This is a genomic window from Flavobacterium sp. PLA-DH12 (assembly GCF_059511845.1).
The window spans coordinates 506,858-533,584 of record NZ_JCAMPD010000003.1 but is presented as its reverse complement, the minus strand read 5'-3'; the positions used below and the strand labels follow the sequence as shown (position 1 = coordinate 533,584).

Here is a 26,727-nt window from a genome sequence, read left to right as displayed (position 1 = left end):
ATTGTATGTTTAGTTTCCGTTTTTTTTTCTCTTTAGCTTTATTTCTAGCTGTTCAAGGAACTAGTATTGCGATGCCAAAAGATACCTCAAAAAGAAAGGCGCCACAAACTCAATTTGACAATAGAATTAAACTTAAACCTAATAGCAAATCAGAACAATTACGAAATAAAAAAATAGTTAGTTTATCTATCATCCTTACTTTCATTATTTTTCTTTTACTATACTTTTTATACCAAAACAATAAACTAAAACAAAAAATAAAGCGAAAAGACACCAAACAGAAAATTCTGCTCAACATTATTAATTCCGGAATTGATTCGCAAGAAGCAGAACGCAAAAAAATCGCTTCTTTTCTGCATGACAATATCAATTCGCTATTATCTTCTGCAGGATTGCATTTAAATACATTCACAGCACAGCAGAATATAAAATCGGACGAAATACAGAAAGCAAAAACTATTTTATCAGAAGCTCACGAACTTTTAAGAGATATGTCGCATGATCTTGTTCCCACACTTTTGGTTCGTTTTGGATTAATATATGCTTTGGAAGATTTATGCGAAAAAAACTCCAACTCTGCTATGGAGTTTGATTTTTCAAGTTCTATTCCGACCAGTAAAAGATATGCCGAGAAATTTGAAATGAAAATCTATTTCATTGTTAGTGAATTATGCAGCAATATCACTAAACATAGCAATGCCAAAAAAGCCATACTTTCTTTGTCCGAAAAAGAAAATCAATTAGTCCTGCGTATTCACGATGACGGAATTGGTTTTAAAACTCAAAAACTAAAAGATGTAGAAGGTTTTGGATTAAACAGAATTAGGGCTAGAATTAAAAAATACAAAGGCTCTTTGTCTATTATTTCAAAAGAAAATAAAGGAACTAAAATCAAAATCGAGATTCCGTTGCCACATTAATTACTTCGCTCCTATTTCGACAATTTCCAAATCTTTGATTTTATCATCGTCAATTACAAATCGTAACATGGTTCTCACTTTATGAAACCCGCTCTTTCCAGCCGCACCTGGATTCATGTGCAATAAATTGTTTTTTTTATCAAACATGACTTTCAAAATATGCGAATGCCCACAAATAAATAATTTCGGGGGATTCAAAGCCAATTCTTCTCTAACATTTGGATTGTATTTTCCAGGATAGCCACCAATATGCGTAATCCAAACCGAAACATTTTCGCATGAAAAACGATTATTTAACGGAAATTCCAATCTTGCCTTTGCATCGTCAATATTTCCGTAAACAGCTCTTAAAGGCTTTAGTTTCTTAATAGCATCTGTAACGCTTAAATCTCCAATATCACCAGCGTGCCATACTTCATCTGCCTGAGCAACATATTTTAAAATAGTATCATCGATGTGACTGTGAGTATCGGATAGTAACAGGATTTTGGTCATTTTCTAAGGTGCTAAGATTCTGAGGTGCTAAGGTACTAAGGTTTTTTCTTTTTTTAGTCCTGAGATATTAAGGTTCTTAAGATCCTAGTATTTGTTTTGCTAAGTAAGTTTTTAATGAAAAAATCCGATTCACTTTCGCAAATCGGATTCTTGAAATTATTTAAGATGTAGAACTTATTGTTTTTTAGGATTTTTTCCTTCTTTTAATTCTTTTGTGTCCATCATTTCCATCAATTTCAATCCTAATAAGCCACTAATTGAACCATCAGAACCTCCGTTTCCTGAAATTAATACATCTGGAATTACTTTGATATTTCCTTTACCAATTTCTTCGGTTACTTTGTAACGGGTAAAGTTGTCTCCGCCCATAGCACTAACTTGCAATTGATATGCTTCTGCAGTAGATTTACCAATCGCCATAATTTTCTCCGCTTCAGCCAAACCAGTTTTCGAGATTTTTTCAGCTTCTGCGCTTGCGTTCAGTCTTGTTGCTTCTGCTTGTGCTCCTGCTCTTGCTTTTGTTGCTTCTGCTTCTGCACTTGCACGCATTTTTGTAGCTTCTGCTTCAGCATTTACATTGAGCTTTAAACTTGTTGCATCTCCTTCAGCTTTCTTAACAGTGGCATCTGCGGTACGTTGCGCAATTTCAACACTTTGTGAAGCTCGCACAATCTCTTTCTGCATATCTGCAATTGCTGTTTCCTTTTCCATTCCCTGACGCTGTTCTTGCGCCAATTTTTGGGTTTGATATGTTTTTTGTTCTTCTTCAGCCAATTTTCTATCTGTCAACGTTTTCATTAACGAATCTGGCGGAACAATATCTCCAATTAAGGTATCGACTGCATTTACGTTATATTCATCAAGAACTAACTTAATATGATTTTTAGCCGATTCTTGACGTTCTTTTCTAGTTGTCAAGAACGAAATCACATCACTGTCCTGCGCTGAGTTTCTAAAATAGTTACCAATTGTAGGCTCTAAAACCTGAGAAACTAAGTTGTTCATACTACCAAAACGTGCAATTACTTTTGGCGCTTCGGCTGCTGGAACGTGAATAATTTGCGCAACGTCAAGATTGAACGGGAAACCGTCTTTTGAACGAACTGTAATCGTAGATAAGTTTTTATCTAAATCATGCGATTCACTTCTTGCATTAGCCCAGTTTAAAACCAAATTTGTTGTTGGTACAGGTTCTAATTTAGTTGTATACTTATTCAAAGCATACTTTCCTGGTCCGAAAGGCTCCATCCAAACACCGCGCTGTCCTTTTGAAACGATATTTCCGTGTTTAAAAGTGTCGCCTGTAACATCTTGTCCGTCTTCTCCAATATAAGAAATGACAACACCAACGTAACCAATTGGCACATCTGTCATTGGATTTTGTTCAATTAAAATTCCCCAAGTATTAATGTAGTAAGAACCCGCTAACATAACCTGAGGCTGCAAGCCACGGTTACCGCCATGTTCAAGGAATTTATCAAAATCCTGAAAATTGTTGTGACTATCTACAAATTTACCCGCAATCTGTCCTTGCGGAATTGGTTCACCATCAAGAGCTGTAACAATACCAATCATGTTTTCGTAAATCTTGATTTGATCTGTAATTACAATCTCAAACAAAAACGTATTGATACGATACGATCCTGTTGTAATAAAAGCAGTCTGACGCCCTTTTTGTCCGCCGTTGTCTAAAAATGCTGTTGCGTCTTGAAAGTTATCACTTTCTACTCTTCTGGCTAAGATTCTTCCTGTCGGAATTTCTTTTCCATCTTTACTAAGAACTAGTCCAATTTTTCCTTCTGGAATTAATGTAAAACTAGTCATATCGATTGAATATTGCCAAATCCACATTCCCCAATATAATCCTGGAGCAAGTGTTTTGGCTTGATAGCCTGCTTCGCCTTTTGTTGCGATAATTCGACCGTCGGGTAATGATTTGTCTGCGCCAAACAAAACAAACTTTTTGGTTACTAAACCAATTTTATCCTCAGGAACGATCACCATTCCGAAGAAAACGCGCAAAATAAATTTGTAAAAAAGAATGGCAAATACAATTAAAAGTATCCACCAATAAGAGGTAATTTCATTCATAGTTTTTGTTTTTTAGTGATACAAACATAGGAGAAATATGAAATGTTAAAATGAAAAATTTTAAAATTTAACATTTAGAAATTTCTGACTAAAAATGTTAAAAAATAATTTCAATTATATCGTTGGAATTGTCAATTTCTGACACGATTTTTAGCTGAACAAACTATGATTTGTATTTTGGCTTTTAATGCATTTTAACAAAGCTCCTAAGATTCTGAGGCACTAAGTCAGTAAGTTTTTGTTTTTGGATTTTCCTGAAATGGATATTTATTAGTTAAAAAAGATATCGAAAATATTATACCTATATATAAGTGCAATTTTTCCAATCTGGCGTTAGACGCACTGCAGTGCGTCTCTACAGATATACACAAAGAAAAAAACTTAGTCCCGATAGTTATCGGGATAGCATCTTAGAACCTTAGCAACTTTTTTTTGTACCTTTGCCACTCAGAACCTCTGTCCCTTAAAATGAGATATTTTATTCAATTCGCTTACAACGGAACACATTATCATGGCTGGCAGATACAGCCAAACGCTTCTTCTGTTCAAGAAACTTTAAATAAGGCTTTTTCGGTTTTATTAAACGAAACGATCAGCATTATGGGTGCTGGGCGAACAGATACTGGTGTTCATGCAAGTGAGATGTACGGACATTTTGATACTGAAAAGGTTTTGGATATTCCGGTTTTGATTTATAAACTGAATTCTTATTTGCCAAAAGATATTGCGATTTTTGATATTATTCCGGTTCGTGATGACGCTCATTGCCGATTTGACGCAACAAAACGAACTTACGAATATCATATCAATACGATTAAAAATCCGTTTTTACAGGAATTGAGTTGGTATGTTACGCAGCAACTTGATGTAGATTTAATGAATGAAGCCGCTCAGATATTATTAAAGCATACCGATTTTCAATGTTTTTCAAAAGTTAATACTGACGTCAACACATTTGATTGCACGATTTTTGAGGCATACTGGAAACAAGAAAATGGGAAACTGATTTTTACGATTTCGGCAAATCGTTTTTTGAGAAATATGGTTCGTGCAATTGTGGGTACTTTGATTAATATAGGTTTAAAGAAAATCACTTTAACCGATTTTGAAAATATCATTGCCAGCAAAAGCAGAGAAAAAGCTGGATTTTCGGTTCCGGCACATGGTTTATATTTGACCAATATTTATTACGATTATTTATAGCTATAAGCTATAAGCTGTAGGTTTTAAGCACTAAGTGTTAAGCCTATTGCCTAAAGTTTAAAGCTTAAAGCTTGAAAAAACAAATGAAAGCAAAAGCATTCGATACAGGATTATTTAAACGAATTTTAAAATATACCCACCCTTATAAATGGCGTTATTATGGCGTAATTATTTTCGCCATTTCACTGTCTATTTTTGCTGCACTTCGTCCTTATTTACTGAAAGAAACAGTAGACGGATACATTAAAACTCATGACAAAATGGGTCTATTGATGTATATTATTTTAATGGGCGTAGTTTTATTGATGGAAGTCTTCTCTCAGTTTTACTTTGTGTATTGGGCCAACTGGCTTGGTCAGGACATTGTAAAAGATATTAGAACGAAACTTTTTCAGCATATTCTAAGTTTTAGAATGAAGTATTTTGATTTGGTTCCGGTTGGGCAGCTTGTTACACGAGCGGTTTCGGATATTGAATCGATTGCTCGTATTTTCAGTCAGGGTTTATTTATGATTATAAGCGATTTGATGAAAATGGTCGTGGTTCTTATTTTTATGTTTTACATGAACTGGAAGCTGACTTGGATTGTGGTAATTGCCATGCCTATTCTGGTTTATATTACGAGAATTTTTCAGCGCAAAATGCAGGTTGCTTTTGAGGAAGTAAGAACACAGATTGCCAATATGAACTCGTTTGTTCAGGAACGCGTTACGGGAATGAAAATCGTACAGCTTTTTAACCGCGAAAAAATTGAAGCCGAAAACTTTAAAGAAATTAACAACAAACATAGAGTAGCTTGGATTAAGACAATTCTGTATAACTCGATCTTCTTCCCTATTGCCGATATTATTTCGTCTATTACTTTAGGTTTGGTTGTGGTTTATGGTGGTTTCAGAATCTTGAACGGAGATCATTTTACGACTTTCGGAGATTTATTCTCGTATACTATGTTTATCGGAATGCTTTTTAATCCGTTGAGACAAATAGCTGATAAGTTTAATGAGATGCAATTAGGAATGATTGCTGCCAATCGTGTTTTTGATATTATCGATACACAAGATCATATTCAGGATACTGGAAAAATTGAAGCGCCGGTTTTTGATGGAAGAATTGATTTTAAAGATGTTCGTTTTAGTTATATTCCGGAAGAAGAAGTCATAAAAGGTATTGATCTTTCAGTTTCTGCTGGACAGACTGTGGCGATTGTTGGTTCTACAGGCGCAGGAAAATCTACTATCATTAATCTACTGAATCGTTTTTACGAAATCAACAGCGGAACAATTTGTATTGATAGCGAAAACATAGAAAACTATACTTTGGCTTCTTTAAGAAAACAAATTGCTGTGGTTTTGCAAGATGTATTTTTGTTTGCCGATACGATTTATAATAATATTACACTGCACAATCCAGAAATTACAAGAGATAAAGTAATTGATGCAGCAAAGAAAATCGGTGTTCATGATTTTATTATGAACTTACCGGATAATTATGATTTTGACGTAAAAGAGCGAGGCGTTATGCTTTCGTCTGGACAAAGACAGCTTATTGCTTTTTTACGTTCTTATGTGAGTAATCCTAGTATTTTAATTTTGGATGAAGCAACTTCTTCAATCGATACGTATTCTGAAGAAATGATTCAGCGTGCAACAGAAACGATTACAAAAGGAAGAACTTCTATTATTATTGCGCATAGATTAGCAACAATTGTAAATGCAGATAAGATTGTGGTGATGGATAAGGGATTGATTGTTGAACAAGGTACACATCAGGAGTTATTGCAAAAGACTGATGGGTATTATAAAAATTTATATGACTCGCAATTTGCTGTGGCAAACTAAGTCATGATGTTACTTTTTGAAATTTAGATTAAAAAATATTACCTCTAGGCGCGCATTTCTAATATATGTTATTGTTTCGATTCTGATTACGGTTTCGGCAGTCTATATTCTAAGCAATCTGATTACTGATTTAACTGAAAAATCGAATGACGATATAGCTACGCGCAATTTTTTTAAAAAGCAGGAATTCATGTCCGAAGAGCTTTCGAAGTTTTTAGAGCAGGAAAAAAAAATTGAGCATGTTTTAAAAATAAGCAATTCGCAAAACCTAGGTAATAATCTCCAGCTTTTATCTTCGCTTCAAACGTATAATAAACTGATTGTAAACAATTGGTTTCAGATTAACGAAAATGCAATTCAATACGGGAATCCATCTATTTCTAATGAAGTTAAAAATGACGTAAAAGCATTTCTTCTTCAAAATAAAAACAGTGATCATCTAAGCGTAATTCTTCCGCAAGGAAACGAATGGGTTTGGCGTATTTATTTCAAATTAACTTCAGAAAACAAAACCATTGTAAAATATGGCTATGATATCAATTTAAGATTGCTTCATAGTTATATTTCTAAAATAGACAAAACCAAAACGGCTACTAATTACGCTTTTGTTTTTGATAAAAACGGAACTTGCATTTACCATCCGGAAATTGCTTTTCTTGGAAAAAATATTTTTAAGATTTCATCTTTCAAACCGTCTGACACTATTTATAGCAAAAAACAAGATTTCGCCAAAAGCACAACTTTGTCTGAGTTCTTGCAATTGGATGTGATTCGTTTTACCAAAAAACTGGACATTAAAAACTCAAACTGGTTCATCTGTGTTAATGTTCCAAAAATGGTTGCAGACGAAAATGTAGCTTTAGTTAAAAAGTACTCAACTTCAATTTATTTGATTACAACTGTAATGTTGCTACTGATTTTCTCTCTTTTCTCTTATGCCAGCAGACGTGCCTATAAAGAAAAAGAAATTGTTACAGAAGAGAAAAACAGACTCTTAGTCGAAAACGAAAAAATCATCAAAGAAAAAGCTTTGATTCAGTTGCAACAATTAAAAGAGCAGATTAATCCGCACTTTTTATTCAATTCGCTTAATTCGCTTTATATGCTGATTGGAAGTGATATTAAAGTTGCGCAGAAATTTACTTTAAACCTATCTCGTATTTATCGTTATTTAATTGATCCGCCAGAAAAGAACATTGTTCGCTTGAAGGACGAATTATTATTTATCGAAAAATATATCTTTTTGCAGCAAACTCGTTTTAAGGAAGAATTATTCTTTTCTATCGAAATTGAAAGCGAAACTGCATTAAACAAACACATCCCCTATCTTGCTTTTCAGATTGTGGTCGAAAATGCTATTAAGCATAATAGAGCCACTCAGGAAAGTCCACTTACTACAAAAATCCTGATTAAAGAAGATCAGGTTATCATCAGCAATAATCTTCAAAAGAAATTGACTGCAGAATTGAGTACTAAATTTGGGTTAAATTACCTAAAGAGTATCTACAATTATTATTCAAAAACAGAATTTAAGACATCAGAAAAAGATGGCTATTTTGTTTGTATTCTTCCATTAATATCCATTCACTCCTAAAAAAAAGCCACTCACTCCTTTTTGTTTTTTTCATGAACTAAAATAAAATAGTTTCGGACCTAAAATTAACCTAAACTTAACATCTGATGAAGGAAAAATCATTCCTGCATAATTTGATAACAATTTGCATACTCCTATTATTATTATCGCCGCTTACCGTTCATTCTCAAAAGAAAAAGAAAGACAAAAAAGAGGACAAAACTGAAATTAAAAAAGATTCTACCGATTCTAAAAAAGGTAAAAAATACGACGACCTTGTAAAAAAAGGTTCTGTAAAAAAGGGAATCTTCAATGTCATTCAAGTAAAAACCGATGTTTATTTTGAAATTCAGGACAGTTTATTCCAAAGAGAATTTTTAGTGGTAAACAAATTATCTCAAGTTCCTTTTCAAGTAAACGAAGCTGGCTTAAATAAAGGAATGAATTATGAAAACAAAGTCATTAGTTTTTATAAAGATACAATAGCAAAGAAAGTCTGGGTAAAATCTTATGTTCCTAAGGTTTCTTCACCAAAAGAAGATGCGATTACACAATCGGTTCAAAATAATTTTGCAGAATCTATTATTGAAGTTTTTGATATTGAAACCAAGAACAACGATTCGACTTCTGTCGTTATTAAAGTAAACAAGATTTTTGACGGAAAACAAAAAAGCTTCAATGATGTTTTGAGCAACATTGGTTTTGGAGGATCTGTAAAATCTGAACTTTCTTATATTGAAGGTGTAAAATCGTTTCCTAAGAACATTGTCGTAAAATCACAACTGACGACTTCTGTAAGCGAAGGCGGACCGGCGTTATCGGTAACGCTTGGCGTAACAAGTAATATTATTTTATTGGATAAAACTCCAATGAAACCACGTTTTTCTGATAACCGAATTGGTTTCTTTTCTGAAAAACATTGGTATTTTACCGATGCACAGCAGGCAATGGTTGAAAAAGAACTCATTACACGCTGGAGATTAGAACCTAAAAAAGAAGATGAAGAAAAATATTTGAAAGGTGAATTAGTAGAGCCGAAAAAACCAATCGTTTATTACATCGATCCGTCGACTCCAAAACAATGGAGAAAATATATTATTGATGGAGTACACGATTGGCAGGCAGCTTTTGAAAAAGCGGGTTTCAAAAACGCTATTATCGCAAAAGAACCTACTGATAAAGATTTAGATTTTGATATTGATGACGTTCGCTATTCGGTAATTACATACGCTGCGTCTCCAAAATCAAATGCTATGGGGCCATCTGTCGTTGACCCACGAAGCGGTGAAATTATTGAAGCCGATATTATCTGGTGGCATAATGTAATGACTTCGCTTCAAAGCTGGATGCGCATTCAGACAGGACCAATTGATCCTAAAGCTAGAGGAAATAAATTTAGTGATGAACATATGGGAGAAGCAATCCGTTTTGTTTCATCTCACGAAGTTGGACATACTTTTGGTCTAAAACATAATATGGGTTCTTCTTTTGCTTACGATGTAGAATCGTTGCGGTCTAAAGAATTCACAGCAAAAATGGGCGGAACTGCTCCATCAATTATGGATTATGCCCGTTACAATTATGTAGCTCAGCCAGAAGACAACGTAACAGTTATTACTCCGAAAATTGGAGAATACGATAAATATGCTATTGAATGGGGTTACAGATGGTACTCGCCTAACGACAACGAAACAACAAAACTAAACGCCTTAATTACAAAACATCAAGATGACCCCATTTATTTTTATGGTGAGCAGCAAGGAAATGTAATTGATCCTCGTTCTCAGTCTGAAGATTTAGGAAATGATGCCATGAAAGCAAGCGAATACGGTTTGAAAAACTTAAAGCGTGTTGTAGATAATATTTTAAGCTGGACTTACGAAAAAGATCAGTCTTACTACGAAACAGGCAAACTGTATATTGGAGCTATTGGCCAGTGGCAAACATACAATGAGCATGTATTAGCTAATATTGGTGGTGTTTATTTAAATACAACGGTTCATGGCGATAACAAACAAAGTTATGTTCCAGTTCCTGCTGCAATGCAGAAAAGAGCTGCAGATTATTTAGTTAAAAATGTCCTTACAATTCCGCAGTGGTTGTTTTTCAATGATATTTTAGAAAAAACAAATCCGTTGAAAGATTCTCCTTTTGGACCTTACGAGTATACACCATACACAATGGCACGAGGATTACAATACGATGCTATGTACAGCTTGTTCAGAGACGACCGTTTACTTCGAATGACAGAGAATGAATTATATCAGCGAAATAAAACTAAAGACCCTGTTTTTACCGTAAATGATTTGTTTAAAAAAATGCATCAAAACGTTTTTGCTGGAACAATTGCGAATAAATCACTATCAATTCTGGAGCGTATGACTCAAAAGAATTATGTTGATGTTTTAATTATTTCGACAAATAAATTATTTGAAAAAACCGAAGCGAAGAAATCAATCGAAATTCAGCAGACTTTAAGCATGCCACATTTATGCAATTATTTAGATGATGCACATACAGCAAGAAATATTAATAATGCTTTTTTAAGTAGAGTTGCAGAAGTAACATCAGATAAAAAAGGCGAATTATTAAAAGTGCTTCAGTTATTAAAAACCAAAAAGAACACTGGAGACCAATCAACCCAAAACCATTACCGCGATTTAATACAGCGAATTGAAAAAAGTCTAAACACAACCTTTTAATACACAACCCAAAAACATGAAAAAAATTTTACAAGCCTTACTGCTGTTCCTGGCCATCGCAGGATACTCGCAGGAAACCCGAACCATTTCGGGGATCATTCAAGATGCAGCAGATTCATCGCCAATTCCAGGTGCATCAATCTTTGTTGAGAATAATTCGATATCAAATAAAACTGCTATGGCAGGTATTATTCATAGTGAAGCAATTGGAACTACATCAGATTTCGATGGTAAATTCACTTTGAAAATCGCAAAAAATGTTACCACTTTGAGAGTTACCTTCATGGGATACAAATCGTATACTATTGAATTAACGGCTCAAAAAGATTATACTATTGCATTAACTTCTGAAACCGCAAAACTTCAGGAAGTTGTAATAACAGGTTATCAGAAAATTGAAAAAAGAAAACTAACCTCTGCCATTACAAAGGTAGATATGGCTTCAATTCAGCAGACAGGTGTTGCTAGTATTGACCAATTATTGATTGGACAAGTTGCCGGAGTTGCTGTTACTACTCCGTCAGGAGCGCCAGGTGCAGCGGCAAAAATTAGAATTAGAGGTACAGCTTCTCTAAACGGAACACAAGATCCTTTATGGGTATTAGACGGACTTCCGTTAGAGAACAATGATGTTCCAAAAAATTACGATAAAGAGAATATCGATTTATTAAGCAACTACTCTATTGCTGGTTTAAATCCAGACGACATTAAAGATATTACCATTTTAAAAGATGCTGCCGCGACAGCTATTTACGGCGCACGTGCTGCAAACGGAGTAATCGTTGTTACAACTAAAAAAGGGAGAAGCGGTAAAATGACCGTTAGCTTCAACACCAATACTTTTATTACGCAAAGGCCAGAATTTTCAAAATTAAACTTAATGAACTCTAATCAGAAAGTTGATCTTGAACTTAATATGGCGAGCCGTGCAGATTTGACTTACAGAGACACCGGTGGTGATGTTGCTCGTATCCTAAATGGAGCGAATGAATTAGACGCATACAGAGCCGGTGGATTCTCTTCTTTGAGTCCGCAAACACAACAGTCAATCAATAATTTAAGAGGCATCAATACAAATTGGGGCAATTTATTATACCAAAATGCTATTAATACGCAACACGGATTAAGTTTGTCTGGAGGTAGCGAAAGATCTGACTACTATTTCTCTTTAGGATATTATGATGAAAAAGGAACAACTATTGGAACTGGTCTTAAACGTTATAATTTAACTTTAAAAAACAGCTACGACATTACTGATAAATTTAAAGTGGGTGTAGGTATTTTTGGTTCAGATACTAAAACTACTTCTTACGTAACAGATACTGATGGTTTTACAAATCCTGCAAACTATTCAAGAAACGTAAATCCGTACCTTACTCCTTACAATGAAGATGGAAGTTATAAATACGACCCAGACATTGCTTCTTATTCTGATATTAAATTGCCTTTTAATTTCTTAGAAGAAAGAAACAATACTTCCTACGATTTAAAAACAAGAGCTATAAAAGCGTTGCTTGACGCTGAGTATAAAATCACAAAAGATTTGAAAGTATCAAGTCAATTAGGTTTACAGTTGGATAATTCTTCTAGCGAAAAATTTGCTGGCAAGGAAACTTTTTACACTAGAAAACAAAAAGAAAAAACAAGCTATTATTCTGGCGGAGTTCAAAAGTATTTCCTTCCTGAAGGTGGAATTATTCAAAATACAAACACAGACTTTTTTCAGTACAACTTAAAAACAATGGTGAACTATTCTAAAACTTTAGGAGAAAAACACGAAATTGAAGTAATGGTTGGTAATGAATTAAGAAGAAATAAAAACACTTCTATCTTGACAAGAGGTTTTGGTTATGATGAAAAGAATTTGACAACACAGCAAATTATTTTCCCTAACTCGAATTCTGTTAATGATGCTATTTACAAAACATTCATAAAAACAGAAAAAGAAAATGCCTTTGCATCATTCTTTGCAACAGCTGCATATACTTACAACAGAAAATATAGTTTCTACGGAAGTGTTCGTTATGATGGATCAGATTTATTTGGTGTAGACCCTAAATACAAATACTTGCCACTTTGGTCAACATCTGGATCTTGGTTAGTATCTCAAGAAAATTTCTTAAAAGATAGTAAAACGATTTCTAACTTAAGACTTCGTGCTTCTTACGGTTTACAAGGTAATATTGATAAAAATACTTCACCTTATGTAGTTGGAGAAAATAAAACTACTACGATTTTACCAGGACAGACAGAACCTATAATTGAAGTAATGACTCCTCCAAACAGCAAATTGCGTTGGGAAAAAACAGAAAACACCAATTTAGGTTTTGATCTTGGCGTATTTAATAACCGTATTAGCATTGTAACTGATTTCTACGGAAGAAAAAGCACCGATTTAATTGGAATGAAAGCGCTTCCTTTAGAAAATGGTTTTGAATTTACCAATATGAACTGGGCGCAAGTAAGCAACAAAGGTTATGAAATCGCTTTGGCTACAAAAAACATAGATCGTCCTAATTTTAAATGGAATACCACAATTAATTTTGCTCATAACAAAAGTAACATTGACCGTTTAGAAATAAGAGACAACAGTTATTTGCCAAACCAAGAAGGTCATGCTGTAAACGCTGTTTTCGGGTTTAAAACAAACGGAATCGACGAAAATGGCTATCCATTATTTGTAAACAAAAAAGGAGAAACTGTAAATGCACAGACTTTCTTTGGTTTATTTGACCCTTATGCTGAATTCTTGCCTGGAGAAATTACACAGTCAAGTTTAACGCCAGCAGAATTTAGAGATCTATTTGTTTACCTAGGAGACAAAGATCCTAAATTTACAGGAGGTCTTACAAACACATTTAAGATTCGTAATTTTGATCTTACGATTGCTGCATCATTCAATATCAAACAAACTGTTACCAAAACACCTCCTTACAACGGAACAATAGTAGACAGAGGACAGAATTATACAACTGATATTTTAAACGCTTGGTCACCAACCAATACTTCATCTAATTTACCTGGTATTACGAGTAAAGATTCTGGTACGGGCGATTCATGGATGGCATATAGCTGGTTTTCTGGTGCAAATCAAATCAATACTTATAACTACCTAGATACTTGGGTTAGCGAAATGAGTTATATGAGATTAAGCAGTGTTCGTTTTGGTTATACATTCCCAAAAACATTCACAGATCAGATCAACATTCAAAGTATTCGTTTAAATCTTGAAGCAAGAAACTTATTTGTGATAAGCTCAGATTACAAAGGTTATTTTGATCCTGAAACTTACGGAAACATTTATGCACAGCCAGTTCCTAGATCATTTACTTTAGGACTTAATGTTACTTTCTAAAAACTAAAAAAGATGAAAAAATTCTCAAAATATATAACACTATTCGTTGCTGCTATTGCCCTTAGCAGCTGCGATGACTATCTGGACATTACTCCAGTAGGAAAAGTAATTCCAGAATCGCTAGAAGAATTTCGTGCAGTTCTAACCAAAGGATATGCTTCATATCCAGAGCACAAATCGTTGTCTACAGTTCGTACAGACGAATTAGTAATGAACGAGGACAACAGTGAAGTTTCTATCTACAAAGATATCTATTTATGGAAAGATGCAAATCCTGATAAAAGTACATTAGAGTTTCACTATCAAGATTTATACAATGTCATTTTTTACACCAATGTTGTTATAAATGAAGCTTCAAAAAAAGTAGAAGCATCTGAGGAAAAAGATCAATTATTAGGAGAAGCTTATGCTTTGAGAGCAATGGCAAACTTTGATTTGGTTAACCTTTTCGGAAAACCTTACAATCCTTCAACTGCAGCTACAGACAAAGGAGTTCCGTTAGCTTTAGAAATTGACTTAGAACAAGTTTTTGTGCCACACAGCGTTGAAGCAGTTTACAATCAAATTATTTCTGACACTAAAGAAGCAGAGAAATTAATTAACATAAACAAGCAGGCGACAGGATTAAACTATCGTTTCTCAAAAGTTGCTTTATTCAGTTTAGAAAGCCGTGTGTATTTGTATCAGCAGCAATGGCAAAAATCATTAGATGCTGCAAACAAAGCTTTAGAAATCAACAATACTTTAATTGACCTAAAAGCAACTCCAGTTCTGGCTACAAAATTTGACGGAAAAGAATCGATTTTAGCATTAGAAGATGGATATATAGTGGGTATTCAAAGAGCTTCATTTGCTTCTCCAGATTTAATTGCAGCGTATAACAAAACAACAGATTTACGTTTCTCGCTTTATTTTTCAGCAAGCGGAAGCCGTTTCAAAATTCTAAAAGGAGGAAATGATAATCAAAAATCATCTTTTAGAACTTCAGAATTGTTTTTAACAAAAGCCGAGACTTTATTGAAATTAAACAATATTAACGATGCAAAAGCAACAGTTTTAAATTTCATTAAAAACAGATATTCGGCAACTGGATATACGCAGCTAGAAGGTGAAGTTAAAGCAATGAATACTGCAGATTTGACGAACTTCATTTACGAAGAAAGACATAGAGAATTTGCTGTAGAAGGTCACCGTTGGTTTGACTTAAGAAGAACAACTCAAAAACAAATCGTTCATAAATTCTTGAGCACCGAAAGCACTTTAATACAAAATGATCCGCGTTATACTATTATCTATCCAGCAAACGCAAGATTGAACAATCCCAATCTATAATTTTACCTAATTGTTTTTTTTAAAAGGTCTAGTTTTTACAGCTAGGCCTTTTTTTATAAAAAACTACCAACAAAAGAGCCTGTTTATTACGAATGGATTTATCTTTGCAAAAGATACTGATTATTTAAAGTCCGTAAAATGAAAATTGCTATTGTCGAAGACGAACATCTTGCTTCCAGCTATCTAAAATCTATTTTAGAACAGCAGGACGTTTTATCGATTGATGCAATCAACGTTTTAAAATCGGTAAAAGAAGCTGTAGCATTTTTTAGCGAAAACAAAGTAGATCTTGCTTTTATGGACATCCATTTGGGCGACGGAAAAAGTCTTGAAATTTTCGAAAAAACAGATATCTCCTGCCCTGTTATTTTTGTAACCGCCTACGATTCTTATGCCATTTCTGTCTTCAAACATTTTACAATCGATTATCTTTTAAAGCCGTTTGAAGAAGAAGAATTACTAGAAGCGCTTCAAAAATTCAAAAAAATAAAAGATAGCTTTAACAGCAATGCTACACTTCAATCTTTAGTTGCAATTGAAAATCCTGAAAGCAGTAAAATACAGCGTCATTTCCTAGTAAATCACGGTTATAAAATGATTTCTATTAATGAAAACGAAATCTCATATTTTCTAGCGACTGGAAAACATCTTTTTATTCATATAAAATCTGGAAACAGCTATTTGTACAATAGTACTTTGACTGATATTATAAATAGTCTCGACCCTTTCAATTTCTTCAAAATAAACCGAAAATATATCGTTAGCCGAGACACTATTAAAGAAGTGATAAAACATTCCAACCAGAAGGTCGAATTGATTTTGACGGTTCCTGCAGCTGAATCTGACGCAATTTATATCAGTAAAAAAGAAATTAACAACTTCAAAAATTGGCTGGATCAATAATTTAATAATTATTTAGCTATAAATTAATCCAGATTCAAAAAACAAGAAAACTGCGTTTTTGATAATTTGTGATTTAAAATCCGACTAAAAACTATCAAAAACACTTTAAAACGTTAAATTAGCGTTATAGAAATCATAAAATTGCCCTTTCACAATCAATGAGATAGCTGAAATTTTTGGTTTATTTTTTATCTTTGAGAGTATAGAAATCAAATGTAAAAGACAATGCCACAAAATAGATTTTATCCTGATGAAAAATTCAAAGAAATAGAAATAAATGCCTCATTACAATTAAGATATGCCATTTCAAACAGGGGAAGATTAATAAGTTTTACCGACGATATTGAAAACGGACGCATCTTAAAAGGCGGTTTAAGCGACGGATATCCAACTTTCCGTTTTAAGGTTAAAAAAGACGATAAAATCGTAAATAAATATCTTTTCTTATACAAATTAGTTGCCCAATATTTTATTCCGAAAGAATCGGAAGAACAAACCTATGTACTGCATCTAGATTACAATAGAGCCAACGATGATGTAAGAAACTTGCGCTGGGCAACCAAACAAGAAATGATGGCACACAGCCGTAAAAGTCCGCGCGTGATTCAGGCAAAGAAGAACTTAATTGAACACAACTTAAAAGCTGACGGACGAAAATTAACCACTACAAAAGTGATGTTAATAAAAAAAATCCTCGCAAGACCAGAACAAAAAACACGTCTTAAAATGATTGCCAAACAATTCGGTGTAAGCGAAATGCAAATTAGAAGAATTGCCAGCGGAGAAAACTGGGGACACGTGAAAATTTAATGATGGATTGTTAATTGTGAATGGTTAATTATTAATTCAAAATTCATAACTCATAATTATATAAGCCACAGATTATACAGATTAACACAGATTTTTTGAAAATCATTTTAATCTGTGTAATCTGTGGCTTATTTTTTTTCGCCATCAACCACAAACCATCAACCATCAACAATTACTCACCAAATAACAAAAATCACTTCATAATTCACAATTTACAATTCACAATTCATTCGGTTTCTGTGAAAAGACCAAAATCTATGTCTTTAAAAACAAAATTTCAAGTGTTCATATAAAATAAATCCTTAAATTCGCAATCACAAATAACAAAAGAAGAAATCGAAAGATGAGTTTCGGAAATATAAACTTCACATTCGATTGTTAATACTAAAAGCAAAAAAAATGAAATACGACGTTATTGTTTTAGGAAGTGGTCCTGGAGGATATGTAACAGCGATTAGAGCTTCACAATTAGGCTTTAAAACTGCTGTAGTAGAAAAAGAAAATCTAGGTGGAGTTTGCCTTAACTGGGGATGTATCCCAACAAAAGCGCTTTTAAAATCTGCTCAGGTTTTTGATTACCTTAAACACGCTTCTGACTACGGATTGAAAGTTTCTGAATTTGATAAAGATTTCCCTGCTGTTATTCAACGCAGCCGTGGTGTTGCTGAAGGAATGAGCAAAGGTGTTCAATTCTTAATGAAAAAAAACAAAATTGACGTTATTGAAGGTTTTGGAAAACTAAAACCAGGAAAAAAACTTGACGTTACTGATAAAGACAATAAAGTTACAGAATATAGCGCTGATCATATTATCATCGCAACTGGTGCTCGTTCTCGTGAGTTGCCAAACTTACCTCAAGATGGTGTAAAAGTAATTGGATACCGTCAAGCAATGACATTGCCAACTCAGCCAAAATCTATGATCATTGTTGGTTCTGGAGCAATTGGAGTGGAGTTCGCTCACTTCTACAACTCAATGGGAACAGATGTTACTATCGTAGAATTTATGCCAAACGTAGTTCCTGTAGAAGACGAAGATATCTCAAAACAATTTGAGCGTTCTTTGAAAAAATCAGGAATTAAAGTAATGACTAACTCTTCTGTTGAGCGTATCGACACAACTGGAGCTGGAGTTAAAGCTTTCGTTAAAACTGCAAAAGGAGAAGAAGTTCTAGAAGCTGACATCGTGCTTTCGGCAGTTGGAATTAAAACAAACATTGAAAACATCGGATTAGAAGAAGTTGGAATTGCTGTTGACAGAGATAAAATCTTAGTAAACGCTTACAACGAAACTAATATTCCAGGATACTACGCAATTGGAGATGTTACTCCAGGTCAAGCTTTAGCTCACGTGGCTTCTGCTGAAGGAATTAACTGTGTAGAAAAAATTAAAGGTTTACACGTAGACCCAATCGATTACGGAAACGTTCCTGGCTGTACTTACGCAACTCCAGAAATTGCTTCTGTAGGTTTAACAGAAAAACAAGCTAAAGAAAAAGGTTACGAATTAAAAATTGGTAAATTCCCATTCTCAGCTTCTGGAAAAGCAAAAGCTGCTGGAAATGCTGACGGATTCGTAAAAGTAATTTTCGATGCTAAATACGGAGAATGGTTAGGATGCCACATGATTGGTGCTGGTGTTACAGATATGATTGCTGAAGCAGTTGTAGCTCGTAAACTAGAAACTACAGGTCATGAAATCCTTAAATCTATCCACCCTCACCCAACAATGAGCGAGGCTGTTATGGAAGCTGTAGCTGATGCTTACGGCGAAGTAATTCACTTGTAAAAATATACAAAGTAGAGACTAAATGTCTTTACGGAGTTATATATAATTTTCAATTTATAAAATCCGATTTGCTTTTAGTAAATCGGATTTTTTTTGCTTTCTCCCATTCCAATCTTAGAGGTACAAATTTTACCATTTTAGAAATTAGCTTTTTAATATTTTAATACTATTTTCGTGCAAAAAAACTAACCTAACCCATTAAAAAAAATTAGAAAATAGTATGAAAAAAATTTTCCTTTTTATTATTCTAGGAATATCAATTACTTTAAAAGCCCAAGATGTCAGCGTCGAAAAATCAATCTTCTCAGTTCAAACCGGATTTGCAGGATTATGGCTCAATAACGAATTAAAACTTTCAAATTCAATTGCGTTACGAAGCGAAATTGGTATAGAATATGATTTTGCTGTTGGAGACCATTATGATGAAGCTGGTTTTATCCTACAGCCTGTTATAGCTCTTGAACCAAGATTTTACTACAACTTGAAGAAAAGAAATGCAAATGGAAGAAAAATTTCTAACAATAGCGGAAACTATCTTTCTTTAAAAACAAGTTACCACCCAGATTGGTTTGTAATTAATCTAGACGACAATATCACTAAAACAGCAGATTTATCTATTATTCCAACTTGGGGAATAAAGCGTTCAATTGGCAATCATTTTACTTATGAAGCCGCGGTTGGATTAGGCTACAGACTTGTATTCCTAAAAGCAAATTCATACAATGGACACGCACAAAATGTAGATGGCTTTAATTCAACTGAAAGCCAATACACTCCTTATTTACATTTGAGAGTTGGATATGTTTTTTAAGAGAGTTTAAAAATTATTTTATAAAATCCGACTTGTGAAAACAGATCGGATTTTTTTATGCCTATAGCTTTGTCTTTTCGACCGAAGAGAGAAATGACAATACTATGATTTCAAAAAAAAGGATTCAAACAAATCTCAAAATTCATTATGCAACACCGCTCTTAAAGTAATAAAAAGATTACTTTTACAGATCAATATAAATAAGCATTGTTATGGAAGAAACAAAAATATTCTACGCCGACGGAGAAAACCAAAAAATGATTGAAGCTTACAAAAGAGCTCAGGAAACCTTTAAATATTTCTGGAGAGAACTATCTTGGGAATACAGAAGAATAGTTCCAGGATTGGATGTTGCTTGTGTAAAACTAGCTTTTACTCAAGAAATAGACAACGAAACAATTGTAGAGCACATGTGGATTAACGACGTCAACTTTGATGGCGAAAATATATACGGAATTTTAGTAAATGATCCCGATGAGCTGACCAATGTAAATAATGGAGACGAAATTGCAATTCCAGTTAATCAAATAAGTGATTGGTTATTTGCTATTGGCGGCAAAACTTATGGAGCATTTACAATTCAGGCAATGCGTTCTGAAATGAGCGATGAAGAAAGAGAATCGCATGACGAAGCATGGGGATTGGATTTTGGTGATTTTAATGACATTCTGGTTGTAAATGAGCAAAAAGAAAAACCCGAAAATCTAATAGAACATCCAATGAGCAAAAACATGAGAGAAAGTCTTATTGAATTTGTAAAAAACAATCCTGAGGAAGTAACCAATCAAGACGAGTTAGGCTATACTTTTCTGCATCGAGAGGCCATTGCAGGAAATCAGACTTCTGTAGAGGTCTTACTGGAATCTGGAGCAGACAAAAATATAAAAACAGAAACTGGCAAAACTCCTTTAGATTTTGCTAAAGAATTAAAATGGGATCATTTACTTCCCCTATTACAGTAAAAACTTCAAAATCCGATTTGCTTCTGTAAATCGGATTTTATTTTTATGTAAAGTCTTATATATTTTTTCAACTCAAGTCCAAAACTATTCTATTTTTCATCTGTTAAAATTAAAGAATGTACTACTTTTGCTGCTCCAAATCTAAAATGCCACAGAATGAAAAAAGTAATCTTTACGCTCGTACTGTTAACCTCAGTTCTTATATCTGCCCAGACAAAAAACGACACCGATTTTGCCTCTCAACTGAAAAACTCATTTTCAGGATCTACAGATTGTGTAAACGACTTCGAAAAAATACTGAAACCAGCCGAACTTCAATCATTGAATACCACACTAAACGGTTTTGAAAAAAAATATCTTTATAAAATTGTTGTGATCACGACTCCTTCTTATGCGCCATTTAAGTCACTGGAAGAATATACATTAGAACTCGATAAATTTCTATCAAAAGACCCTAGACTAGACCCTACTCTTTTAATAATTGTAAGCAAAACGTTAAGACAAATTCAGGTAATAAGTGTCGATTTTATAAGATACAAATTAAGTAATGAAGACACCCAAAACATAATTGCTACTTATTCTGTTCCAGAACTTAAAAAAGGAAACTATTATAAGGCTTTAGAGCTGGCATCAAATGAATTCATGAAAAAGCTTCAACTCTAATAAAAAATCAAAATCCGATTTGTGTAAACCAATCGGATTTTTTATTTATCTTGTTTACGCTTAATAAACAATAAATGTAAATTCGAAATGATAGTTGTAGAAGAATCTAGAAAGGTCGATTTACCACGTTTAAGAACCATTTTCTTAAATGAAAGACAGCAAACATTTACGGAGCAAGACACATCAGAATTTAAACTAGAAGATTTCGATAAGCAGACTCAAGGAGAATATATCCTAACTGCCCTCATAGATAATGTTCCTGTCGGATTTATTTCAATCTGGACGCCTAACAATTTTATTCATCATCTTTACGTTGATAGTAGATATCAGGGAAAAAATATTGGTACCGAATTATTACAAGCCGCCATACAAAAAACAACATTTCCAATTACGTTAAAATGTCTTGTGAGTAACACAAAAGCAACTGAATTTTATCTTAAAAAAGGATTCAGAGAAAAATCTAAAGGGCAGTCAAGCAACGGAACTTATATTTTATTTGAGCTGACAAAAGATGTAAAATAACCTAAATGTTTTAGCTATGAATCAGGTTCAGGAATACAACAATTCTCAGACAGCAGAAAACAAAGAAATCTGTAATCTACTTTATTCTATTATAAATAAAAACTTGATCGAAGCCGAAAACAAAATATGGCACGCTCATCCTGTTTGGTTTCTAGACGGAAATCCGATTGTGGGCTACAGCAAATTAAAAGATTCGGTTAGATTACTATTTTGGAGCGGACAATCTTTTGATGAAGAAAAACTGCAAAACGAAGGTTCGTTTAAAGCAGCAGAAATGCGTTACATAAACTCCAGTCAAATAAACGAAGAAGATTTAAAACGCTGGCTCAAAAAAAGCAGGGAAATTCAATGGGACTATAAAAACATTGTCAAACGAAAAGGCGAATTACTTCGGTTAAAATAAATTATAATAGCTTAAAGATTTAATTTTCAAACTTTATTTTTAATTTTATTACTGACATACAGTTGTCATAAGGTCATTTTACCTTTATAAAGTAAAATTAAAAAGATGGAAACTAAAGACGGAAAATTAGCCGTTTATGCCCAAACAAGACAAGATTGGCGCAATTGGCTACAGCAAAATAGTCAGACAGAAAAATCGGTTTGGCTTATTTTGTATCATAAAAAAAGTAAAATGCAAAGTGTCAATTTAGTTGAAGCAACCGAAGAAGCGCTTTGTTTTGGCTGGATTGACAGTCTCTGCAAAAAAAGAGATGCAGAAAGCTATTACCTCACTTTCTCTCACCGAAATCCAAAAACCAGTAAATGGAGCAAACCAAATATCGAAAGAGCCGAACGCATGATTCAGCAGAATTTAATGACAGAACAAGGTCAGAAATTAATTGATATAGCAAAAGAAAAAGGAAAATGGATAATAGATGAAACATGATGAAAACGTATTTTGCCATGCTGAATTAGGATTTTAAAAGAACGTTTCGCTTTAAAATAATTTGTATTTTAGTAAGACCAGAACTACAATCTAAAACCTTCTTGATCATGCTAAAACAAACTTTTGTTCTTCTCCTTTTTTGTTTCGGAATCCATTTAAATGCTCAAGATAATGGTTTTACCAAACCAGATTACAAAGCAATAGAAAAAGAAATCAGTGATAAAAACTCCAAATTCTTTTATCCGAAATTGATGGAAAGGCTAGTGAAAAATGATACGCTTTTAACCCACGACGAATACCGCCATTTATATCTAGGTTACTTTTTTCAGCCCAAATACAACGCCTTTTGGACTTCTCCCGATGACGAAAAACTTCGTACTTTTTATGCTAAAGAAAAACTCGAAGCTTCAGATTATGACGAAATTATAAAACTGGCCAATAATTCTTTAAAAGACTTTCCATTTGATTTACGACAGCTTAATTACCTAGCCTATATTTATCACTTAAAAGGCGACGAAACTGCTGCGAAAATTACTTCTTTCAAATTTCACAGCATCATGAATGTGATTCTTTCTTCTGGCGATGGCAAAAAATGCGAAACTGGTTTTCATGTTTTAATGGTTGATCACGAATACATATTGCTCAATCTTTTTGAAATTGAATCGAAAGGTCAATCACTCGTTGAAAATTGTGATTACCTAAGTTTCGAAAAGGGCGTTTATAATGTAGACGGAATTTATTTTAACATTGAAAAAATGCTCGAAAACGAAAAGAAAATGCTTCGATAAACAAAATCTCTAAACCTACAAAAATAGCTTCATCATTAAATTGATGAAGCTATTTTTTTTTGATAAAAACTATTTATTTATCGTTTATCAATAAATTTTTATTATTTTAGCAGCATAACTTCTAATCTTAAATAGCATGGAAATTAAAATCGGAACACCGCAGATTCTAAAAATCCTAAATATTTTATCATGGATTATTTTTATTGGCTTATGCGTAGAAGCTGGTATGTATCTTTTTAATGGAGTTTACACGATGACGATAAATTCCTACAATGCCCGTTTTCTAAACTTACTTGCTCTATACCATTACAGTCCCAGCTTTTATATTCAAGAAATATGTTTTATCAGTATTGTGGCAATCTTAAAAGCGATTATGTTTTATCTGATTGTAAAAATGCTGCACGAGAAAAAATTAAATATAGAACAGCCTTTTACTGCTGAAATGGGGCGTTTTATATCCTATCTCTCCTATTTGGCTTTTGGGATCGGATTGTTTTCTTTTTGGGCTTTCAAATTCAACAATTGGCTAATTATTAAAGGAGTCCAACTTCCTTCTTTAGAATCACTTAATCTTGAAGGGCACAGCATTTGGATTTTTATGGCAATTGTAATGTTTGTTGTCGGGCAGATTTTTAAAAGAGGAATCGAAATCCAATCTGAAATTGACCTAACCATTTAAACGAAAAATTATGCCCATTATAGTAAATTTAGATGTCATGATGGCAAAAAGAAAAATGTCATTAAATGAACTTTCAGAAAAAGTAGATTTAACATTATCCAATCTTTCCATTCTAAAAACGGGCAAAGCAAAAGCAATCCGTTTCAGTACACTTGAAGCCATCTGCAAAGTTCTGGATTGTCAGCCTGGAGATATTTTAGAATTTTCTGAAGATTAATTTTGTTTTGCTTTAATTTGTATTTTCGTACAAAATCAAAGTAGTTTTTAAGAGCATTTCTAATCTAAAAAATCTAACAATGAACATTCTAATTGTTTACTCACATCCCAGCAAAAAATCATATACTTTTCAGGTTTTAGAAAGATTAAAATCAGTTTTAGGCAATGAAAATTGGAATATTGAAGTCTCCGATTTGTATGCATCTAATTTTGTTAGTGATATGTCTGAAGCAGAATATGAGCGTGAAGGTTTTGCTAAAACACAGCTCCCAATTTCTCAAGATGTTTTAGCAGAACAGGAAAAAATAGAAAAAGCAGATTGTATTATTTTCCTGTATCCTGTTTGGTGGAGTGATTGTCCAGCAAAATTAAAAGGCTGGTTTGATCGTGTGTATTCAGTTGGATATGCCTACGGGCAAAATGAATCTTCAAGAAAGATGAAAACCATTCCGTACGGACTTGTAATTTGCACTGCAGGGCATCCGAATGAATTTTTGCTTGAAATTGAAATGACTCAAAGCATGGAAAAAATTATGCTCGAAGACCGTTTAGGAAAGCGTTTCACACACAAAGAAATGATCATTCTAGGTGGAACATTAGAACTTGAGAATGTAATGGCAAAACATTTTGAACTGATAAATAAAATTCCAGAAAAAATTAAAGCAATACAATAGATCACAAAATCTTACTTTATAAAAAATGCTAGAAGAAAATAATTTAGAAAAATCAGTTTTTGAAGAAATTCCAACCGAAAAAATATATTCAGAAAAAGCGATACGAATAGGAACATTTTTTGCTGGTCCGCTGGTTGCGGGGTATTGCATTGCAGAAAATTTTAAAGCGTTTAATGATTTTGAAAAAGCAAAAAACACATGGATTATTACCACACTATCAATGATAGCAATTATTGGGCTTATTTTTATCATTCCCGATAACTTCCCGAGCGTTCTTTTCCCTGTTCTTTATTCAGCTGTGGCTTCTTATTTCTTGAAAAAATTCCAGGAACAGAACATTCAAAAACATATTCAAAATGGCGGTGAAACTTTCGGCGGATGGCGAGTAACTATGATTGGTTTGTTGAGCATACTTATATTTTTTGGAATTATTATGAGTGTAGTTCTCTTAACTGAAAACGCCTCATAATTTTTCTGTCCGAAACACCCCTTAAATTTGTCTCTAAAACACCTTAACCAATTGATTTTTAGATTGTAATTTTACTTTACTAATTTAAAAAATCAATTGATTATGAATACTCACGATTTTACCACAACAATACTTTTCAATCAATCACCAGAAGAAGTTTTTAAAGCCATACAAAACGTTAAAGGCTGGTGGTCAGAAGAAATTGAAGGCAAAACAGCAAACGAAGGTGATGAATTTAAATACCATTATGAAGATGTTCATCGCTGTAAAATAAAATTGATCGAAGTCATTCCGAATCAGAAAATCGTCTGGCTGATTGAAGAAAATTACTTCAGTTTTACCAAAGACGATAAGGAATGGACCAACACAACAGCCGTTTTTGATATTTCGCAAGAAGGCGATAAAACAAAACTTGTTTTCACGCATGTTGGACTTGTTCCAGAATACGAATGTTTTGAGGTCTGCAAAGCTGGTTGGAGCAACTATATCGAGAACAGTTTGAAAAAGCTAATAGAGACAGGAAAAGGACAGCCAAATGCAACCGGAAAACCTCAAATAGAAACCGAAAGAGCATTATCATCAAAAGAATAAATTTCATAAATTCGTTACAATAAAGAAACGAAAATTATGAATCCTATTTTAAGAAATACTTTGGCCGTAATTGCAGGTCTTGTTATCGGAAGTATTGTCAACATGAGTATCATTTTAATAAGCGGTTCTATAATTCCGCCTCCAAATGGTGCCGATGTTACCACTACAGAAGGCTTACAGGCAACCATGCACTTATTCGAGCCAAAGCATTTTTTATTTCCTTTTTTAGCCCACGCAATCGGAACTTTCGCTGGAGCATTTACAACTGCATTGGCGGCGGCCTCACACAAAACGAAACTAGCTTTTACCATTGGAGCTTTCTTTCTGTTTGGTGGCATAACAATGGTATTTACACTCCCTTCTCCACTCTGGTTCAGCATTGTCGATTTGGTTTTTGCTTATCTTCCAATGGCTTATCTCGCTTCTAAAATCGCTTCAAAAAAGAAAATCTAA

General features: G+C 33.6%; 25 protein-coding genes. 23 read left to right on the top strand and 2 right to left on the bottom strand.

The annotated features are described in order from the left end of the window. The first annotated feature begins 5 nt into the window (after positions 1-5). On the top strand, positions 6-920 hold the full coding sequence (locus AC5ZCW_RS08535) for a sensor histidine kinase (RefSeq protein ID WP_496119107.1): 915 nt from the start codon (positions 6-8) through the stop codon (positions 918-920). Here the strand turns inward: AC5ZCW_RS08535 and AC5ZCW_RS08530 are convergent, their stop codons facing one another. Both AC5ZCW_RS08530 and AC5ZCW_RS08525 read right to left on the bottom strand, forming a co-directional pair. Next, positions 921-1,415 carry a metallophosphoesterase family protein gene (locus AC5ZCW_RS08530; RefSeq protein WP_281633308.1) on the bottom strand — a complete coding sequence of 165 codons (495 nt, stop codon included), beginning with the start codon at positions 1,413-1,415 and terminating at the stop codon, positions 921-923. Between the two features lie 174 nt (positions 1,416-1,589). Continuing rightward, entirely contained in the window at positions 1,590-3,506 is a 1,917-nt protein-coding gene (locus AC5ZCW_RS08525; RefSeq protein ID WP_281633309.1) for an SPFH domain-containing protein, read from the bottom strand. 468 nt (positions 3,507-3,974) lie between these two features. On the opposite strand from AC5ZCW_RS08525, the gene truA reads away from it, so the two are divergent. The 22 genes from truA (at position 3,975) to AC5ZCW_RS08415 (ending at position 26,727) form a co-directional block, all read left to right on the top strand. Continuing rightward, positions 3,975-4,709, top strand: a complete 735-nt coding sequence (gene truA, locus AC5ZCW_RS08520) for a tRNA pseudouridine(38-40) synthase TruA (protein ID WP_496119104.1) — start codon at positions 3,975-3,977, stop codon at positions 4,707-4,709. An 83-nt stretch (positions 4,710-4,792) separates the two neighbouring features. After that, the gene (locus AC5ZCW_RS08515) at positions 4,793-6,547 is read left to right on the top strand and encodes an ABC transporter ATP-binding protein (RefSeq protein WP_496119102.1); all 1,755 of its coding nucleotides are present in this window, start codon (positions 4,793-4,795) and stop codon (positions 6,545-6,547) included. A 190-nt stretch (positions 6,548-6,737) separates the two neighbouring features. Further along, entirely contained in the window at positions 6,738-8,141 is a 1,404-nt protein-coding gene (locus AC5ZCW_RS08510; RefSeq protein ID WP_343541762.1) for a sensor histidine kinase, read from the top strand. A gap of 86 nt (positions 8,142-8,227) precedes the next feature. After that, positions 8,228-10,822 carry a zinc-dependent metalloprotease gene (locus AC5ZCW_RS08505; protein WP_496119100.1) on the top strand — a complete coding sequence of 865 codons (2,595 nt, stop codon included), beginning with the start codon at positions 8,228-8,230 and terminating at the stop codon, positions 10,820-10,822. Positions 10,823-10,838: 16 nt separating this feature from the next. Then, entirely contained in the window at positions 10,839-14,177 is a 3,339-nt protein-coding gene (locus tag AC5ZCW_RS08500) for a SusC/RagA family TonB-linked outer membrane protein (RefSeq protein ID WP_496119098.1), read from the top strand. Positions 14,178-14,189: 12 nt separating this feature from the next. Beyond that, positions 14,190-15,509, top strand: coding sequence for a RagB/SusD family nutrient uptake outer membrane protein (locus AC5ZCW_RS08495; RefSeq protein ID WP_496119096.1), 1,320 nt, complete (start codon positions 14,190-14,192; stop codon positions 15,507-15,509). Between the two features lie 138 nt (positions 15,510-15,647). After that, the gene (locus AC5ZCW_RS08490; RefSeq protein WP_496119094.1) at positions 15,648-16,412 is read left to right on the top strand and encodes a LytR/AlgR family response regulator transcription factor; all 765 of its coding nucleotides are present in this window, start codon (positions 15,648-15,650) and stop codon (positions 16,410-16,412) included. Positions 16,413-16,637: 225 nt separating this feature from the next. Next, the gene (locus AC5ZCW_RS08485) at positions 16,638-17,222 is read left to right on the top strand and encodes an NUMOD4 domain-containing protein (protein WP_111379090.1); all 585 of its coding nucleotides are present in this window, start codon (positions 16,638-16,640) and stop codon (positions 17,220-17,222) included. A gap of 399 nt (positions 17,223-17,621) precedes the next feature. Further along, positions 17,622-19,010, top strand: a complete 1,389-nt coding sequence (gene lpdA, locus AC5ZCW_RS08480) for a dihydrolipoyl dehydrogenase (RefSeq protein ID WP_073416603.1) — start codon at positions 17,622-17,624, stop codon at positions 19,008-19,010. Positions 19,011-19,230: 220 nt separating this feature from the next. After that, positions 19,231-19,821 (top strand): hypothetical protein, encoded by a 591-nt coding sequence (locus AC5ZCW_RS08475; protein ID WP_496119091.1) that lies wholly within the window; start codon positions 19,231-19,233, stop codon positions 19,819-19,821. Positions 19,822-20,033: 212 nt separating this feature from the next. After that, entirely contained in the window at positions 20,034-20,783 is a 750-nt protein-coding gene (locus AC5ZCW_RS08470) for a DUF2314 domain-containing protein (protein WP_496119089.1), read from the top strand. 156 nt (positions 20,784-20,939) lie between these two features. Continuing rightward, the gene (locus AC5ZCW_RS08465) at positions 20,940-21,446 is read left to right on the top strand and encodes a TPM domain-containing protein (RefSeq protein WP_343541749.1); all 507 of its coding nucleotides are present in this window, start codon (positions 20,940-20,942) and stop codon (positions 21,444-21,446) included. Positions 21,447-21,533: 87 nt separating this feature from the next. Then, positions 21,534-21,968, top strand: a complete 435-nt coding sequence (locus AC5ZCW_RS08460; protein ID WP_496119087.1) for a GNAT family N-acetyltransferase — start codon at positions 21,534-21,536, stop codon at positions 21,966-21,968. Positions 21,969-21,984: 16 nt separating this feature from the next. Then, on the top strand, positions 21,985-22,371 hold the full coding sequence (locus tag AC5ZCW_RS08455; protein ID WP_343541744.1) for a DUF1801 domain-containing protein: 387 nt from the start codon (positions 21,985-21,987) through the stop codon (positions 22,369-22,371). Positions 22,372-22,476: 105 nt separating this feature from the next. After that, positions 22,477-22,857, top strand: a complete 381-nt coding sequence (locus AC5ZCW_RS08450) for a YdeI/OmpD-associated family protein (RefSeq protein ID WP_496119085.1) — start codon at positions 22,477-22,479, stop codon at positions 22,855-22,857. A 107-nt stretch (positions 22,858-22,964) separates the two neighbouring features. Next, positions 22,965-23,645: a DUF4919 domain-containing protein gene (locus AC5ZCW_RS08445; RefSeq protein WP_496119083.1), complete on the top strand. Its 681-nt coding sequence runs from the start codon at positions 22,965-22,967 to the stop codon at positions 23,643-23,645. A 136-nt stretch (positions 23,646-23,781) separates the two neighbouring features. After that, complete coding sequence (locus tag AC5ZCW_RS08440) at positions 23,782-24,324, top strand: hypothetical protein (RefSeq protein ID WP_496119081.1); 543 nt, start codon at positions 23,782-23,784, stop codon at positions 24,322-24,324. Between the two features lie 10 nt (positions 24,325-24,334). Next, positions 24,335-24,541 carry a helix-turn-helix domain-containing protein gene (locus tag AC5ZCW_RS08435; RefSeq protein WP_008468622.1) on the top strand — a complete coding sequence of 69 codons (207 nt, stop codon included), beginning with the start codon at positions 24,335-24,337 and terminating at the stop codon, positions 24,539-24,541. Between the two features lie 79 nt (positions 24,542-24,620). After that, positions 24,621-25,214 carry an NAD(P)H-dependent oxidoreductase gene (locus AC5ZCW_RS08430; RefSeq protein WP_496119079.1) on the top strand — a complete coding sequence of 198 codons (594 nt, stop codon included), beginning with the start codon at positions 24,621-24,623 and terminating at the stop codon, positions 25,212-25,214. Positions 25,215-25,239: 25 nt separating this feature from the next. Next, a complete protein-coding gene (locus AC5ZCW_RS08425) occupies positions 25,240-25,683 on the top strand; it encodes a hypothetical protein (protein ID WP_496119077.1) in 444 nt (147 codons plus the stop codon). Positions 25,684-25,785: 102 nt separating this feature from the next. Beyond that, entirely contained in the window at positions 25,786-26,274 is a 489-nt protein-coding gene (locus AC5ZCW_RS08420) for an SRPBCC family protein (protein ID WP_496119075.1), read from the top strand. Positions 26,275-26,310: 36 nt separating this feature from the next. Next, positions 26,311-26,727, top strand: coding sequence for a hypothetical protein (locus tag AC5ZCW_RS08415; protein WP_496119073.1), 417 nt, complete (start codon positions 26,311-26,313; stop codon positions 26,725-26,727).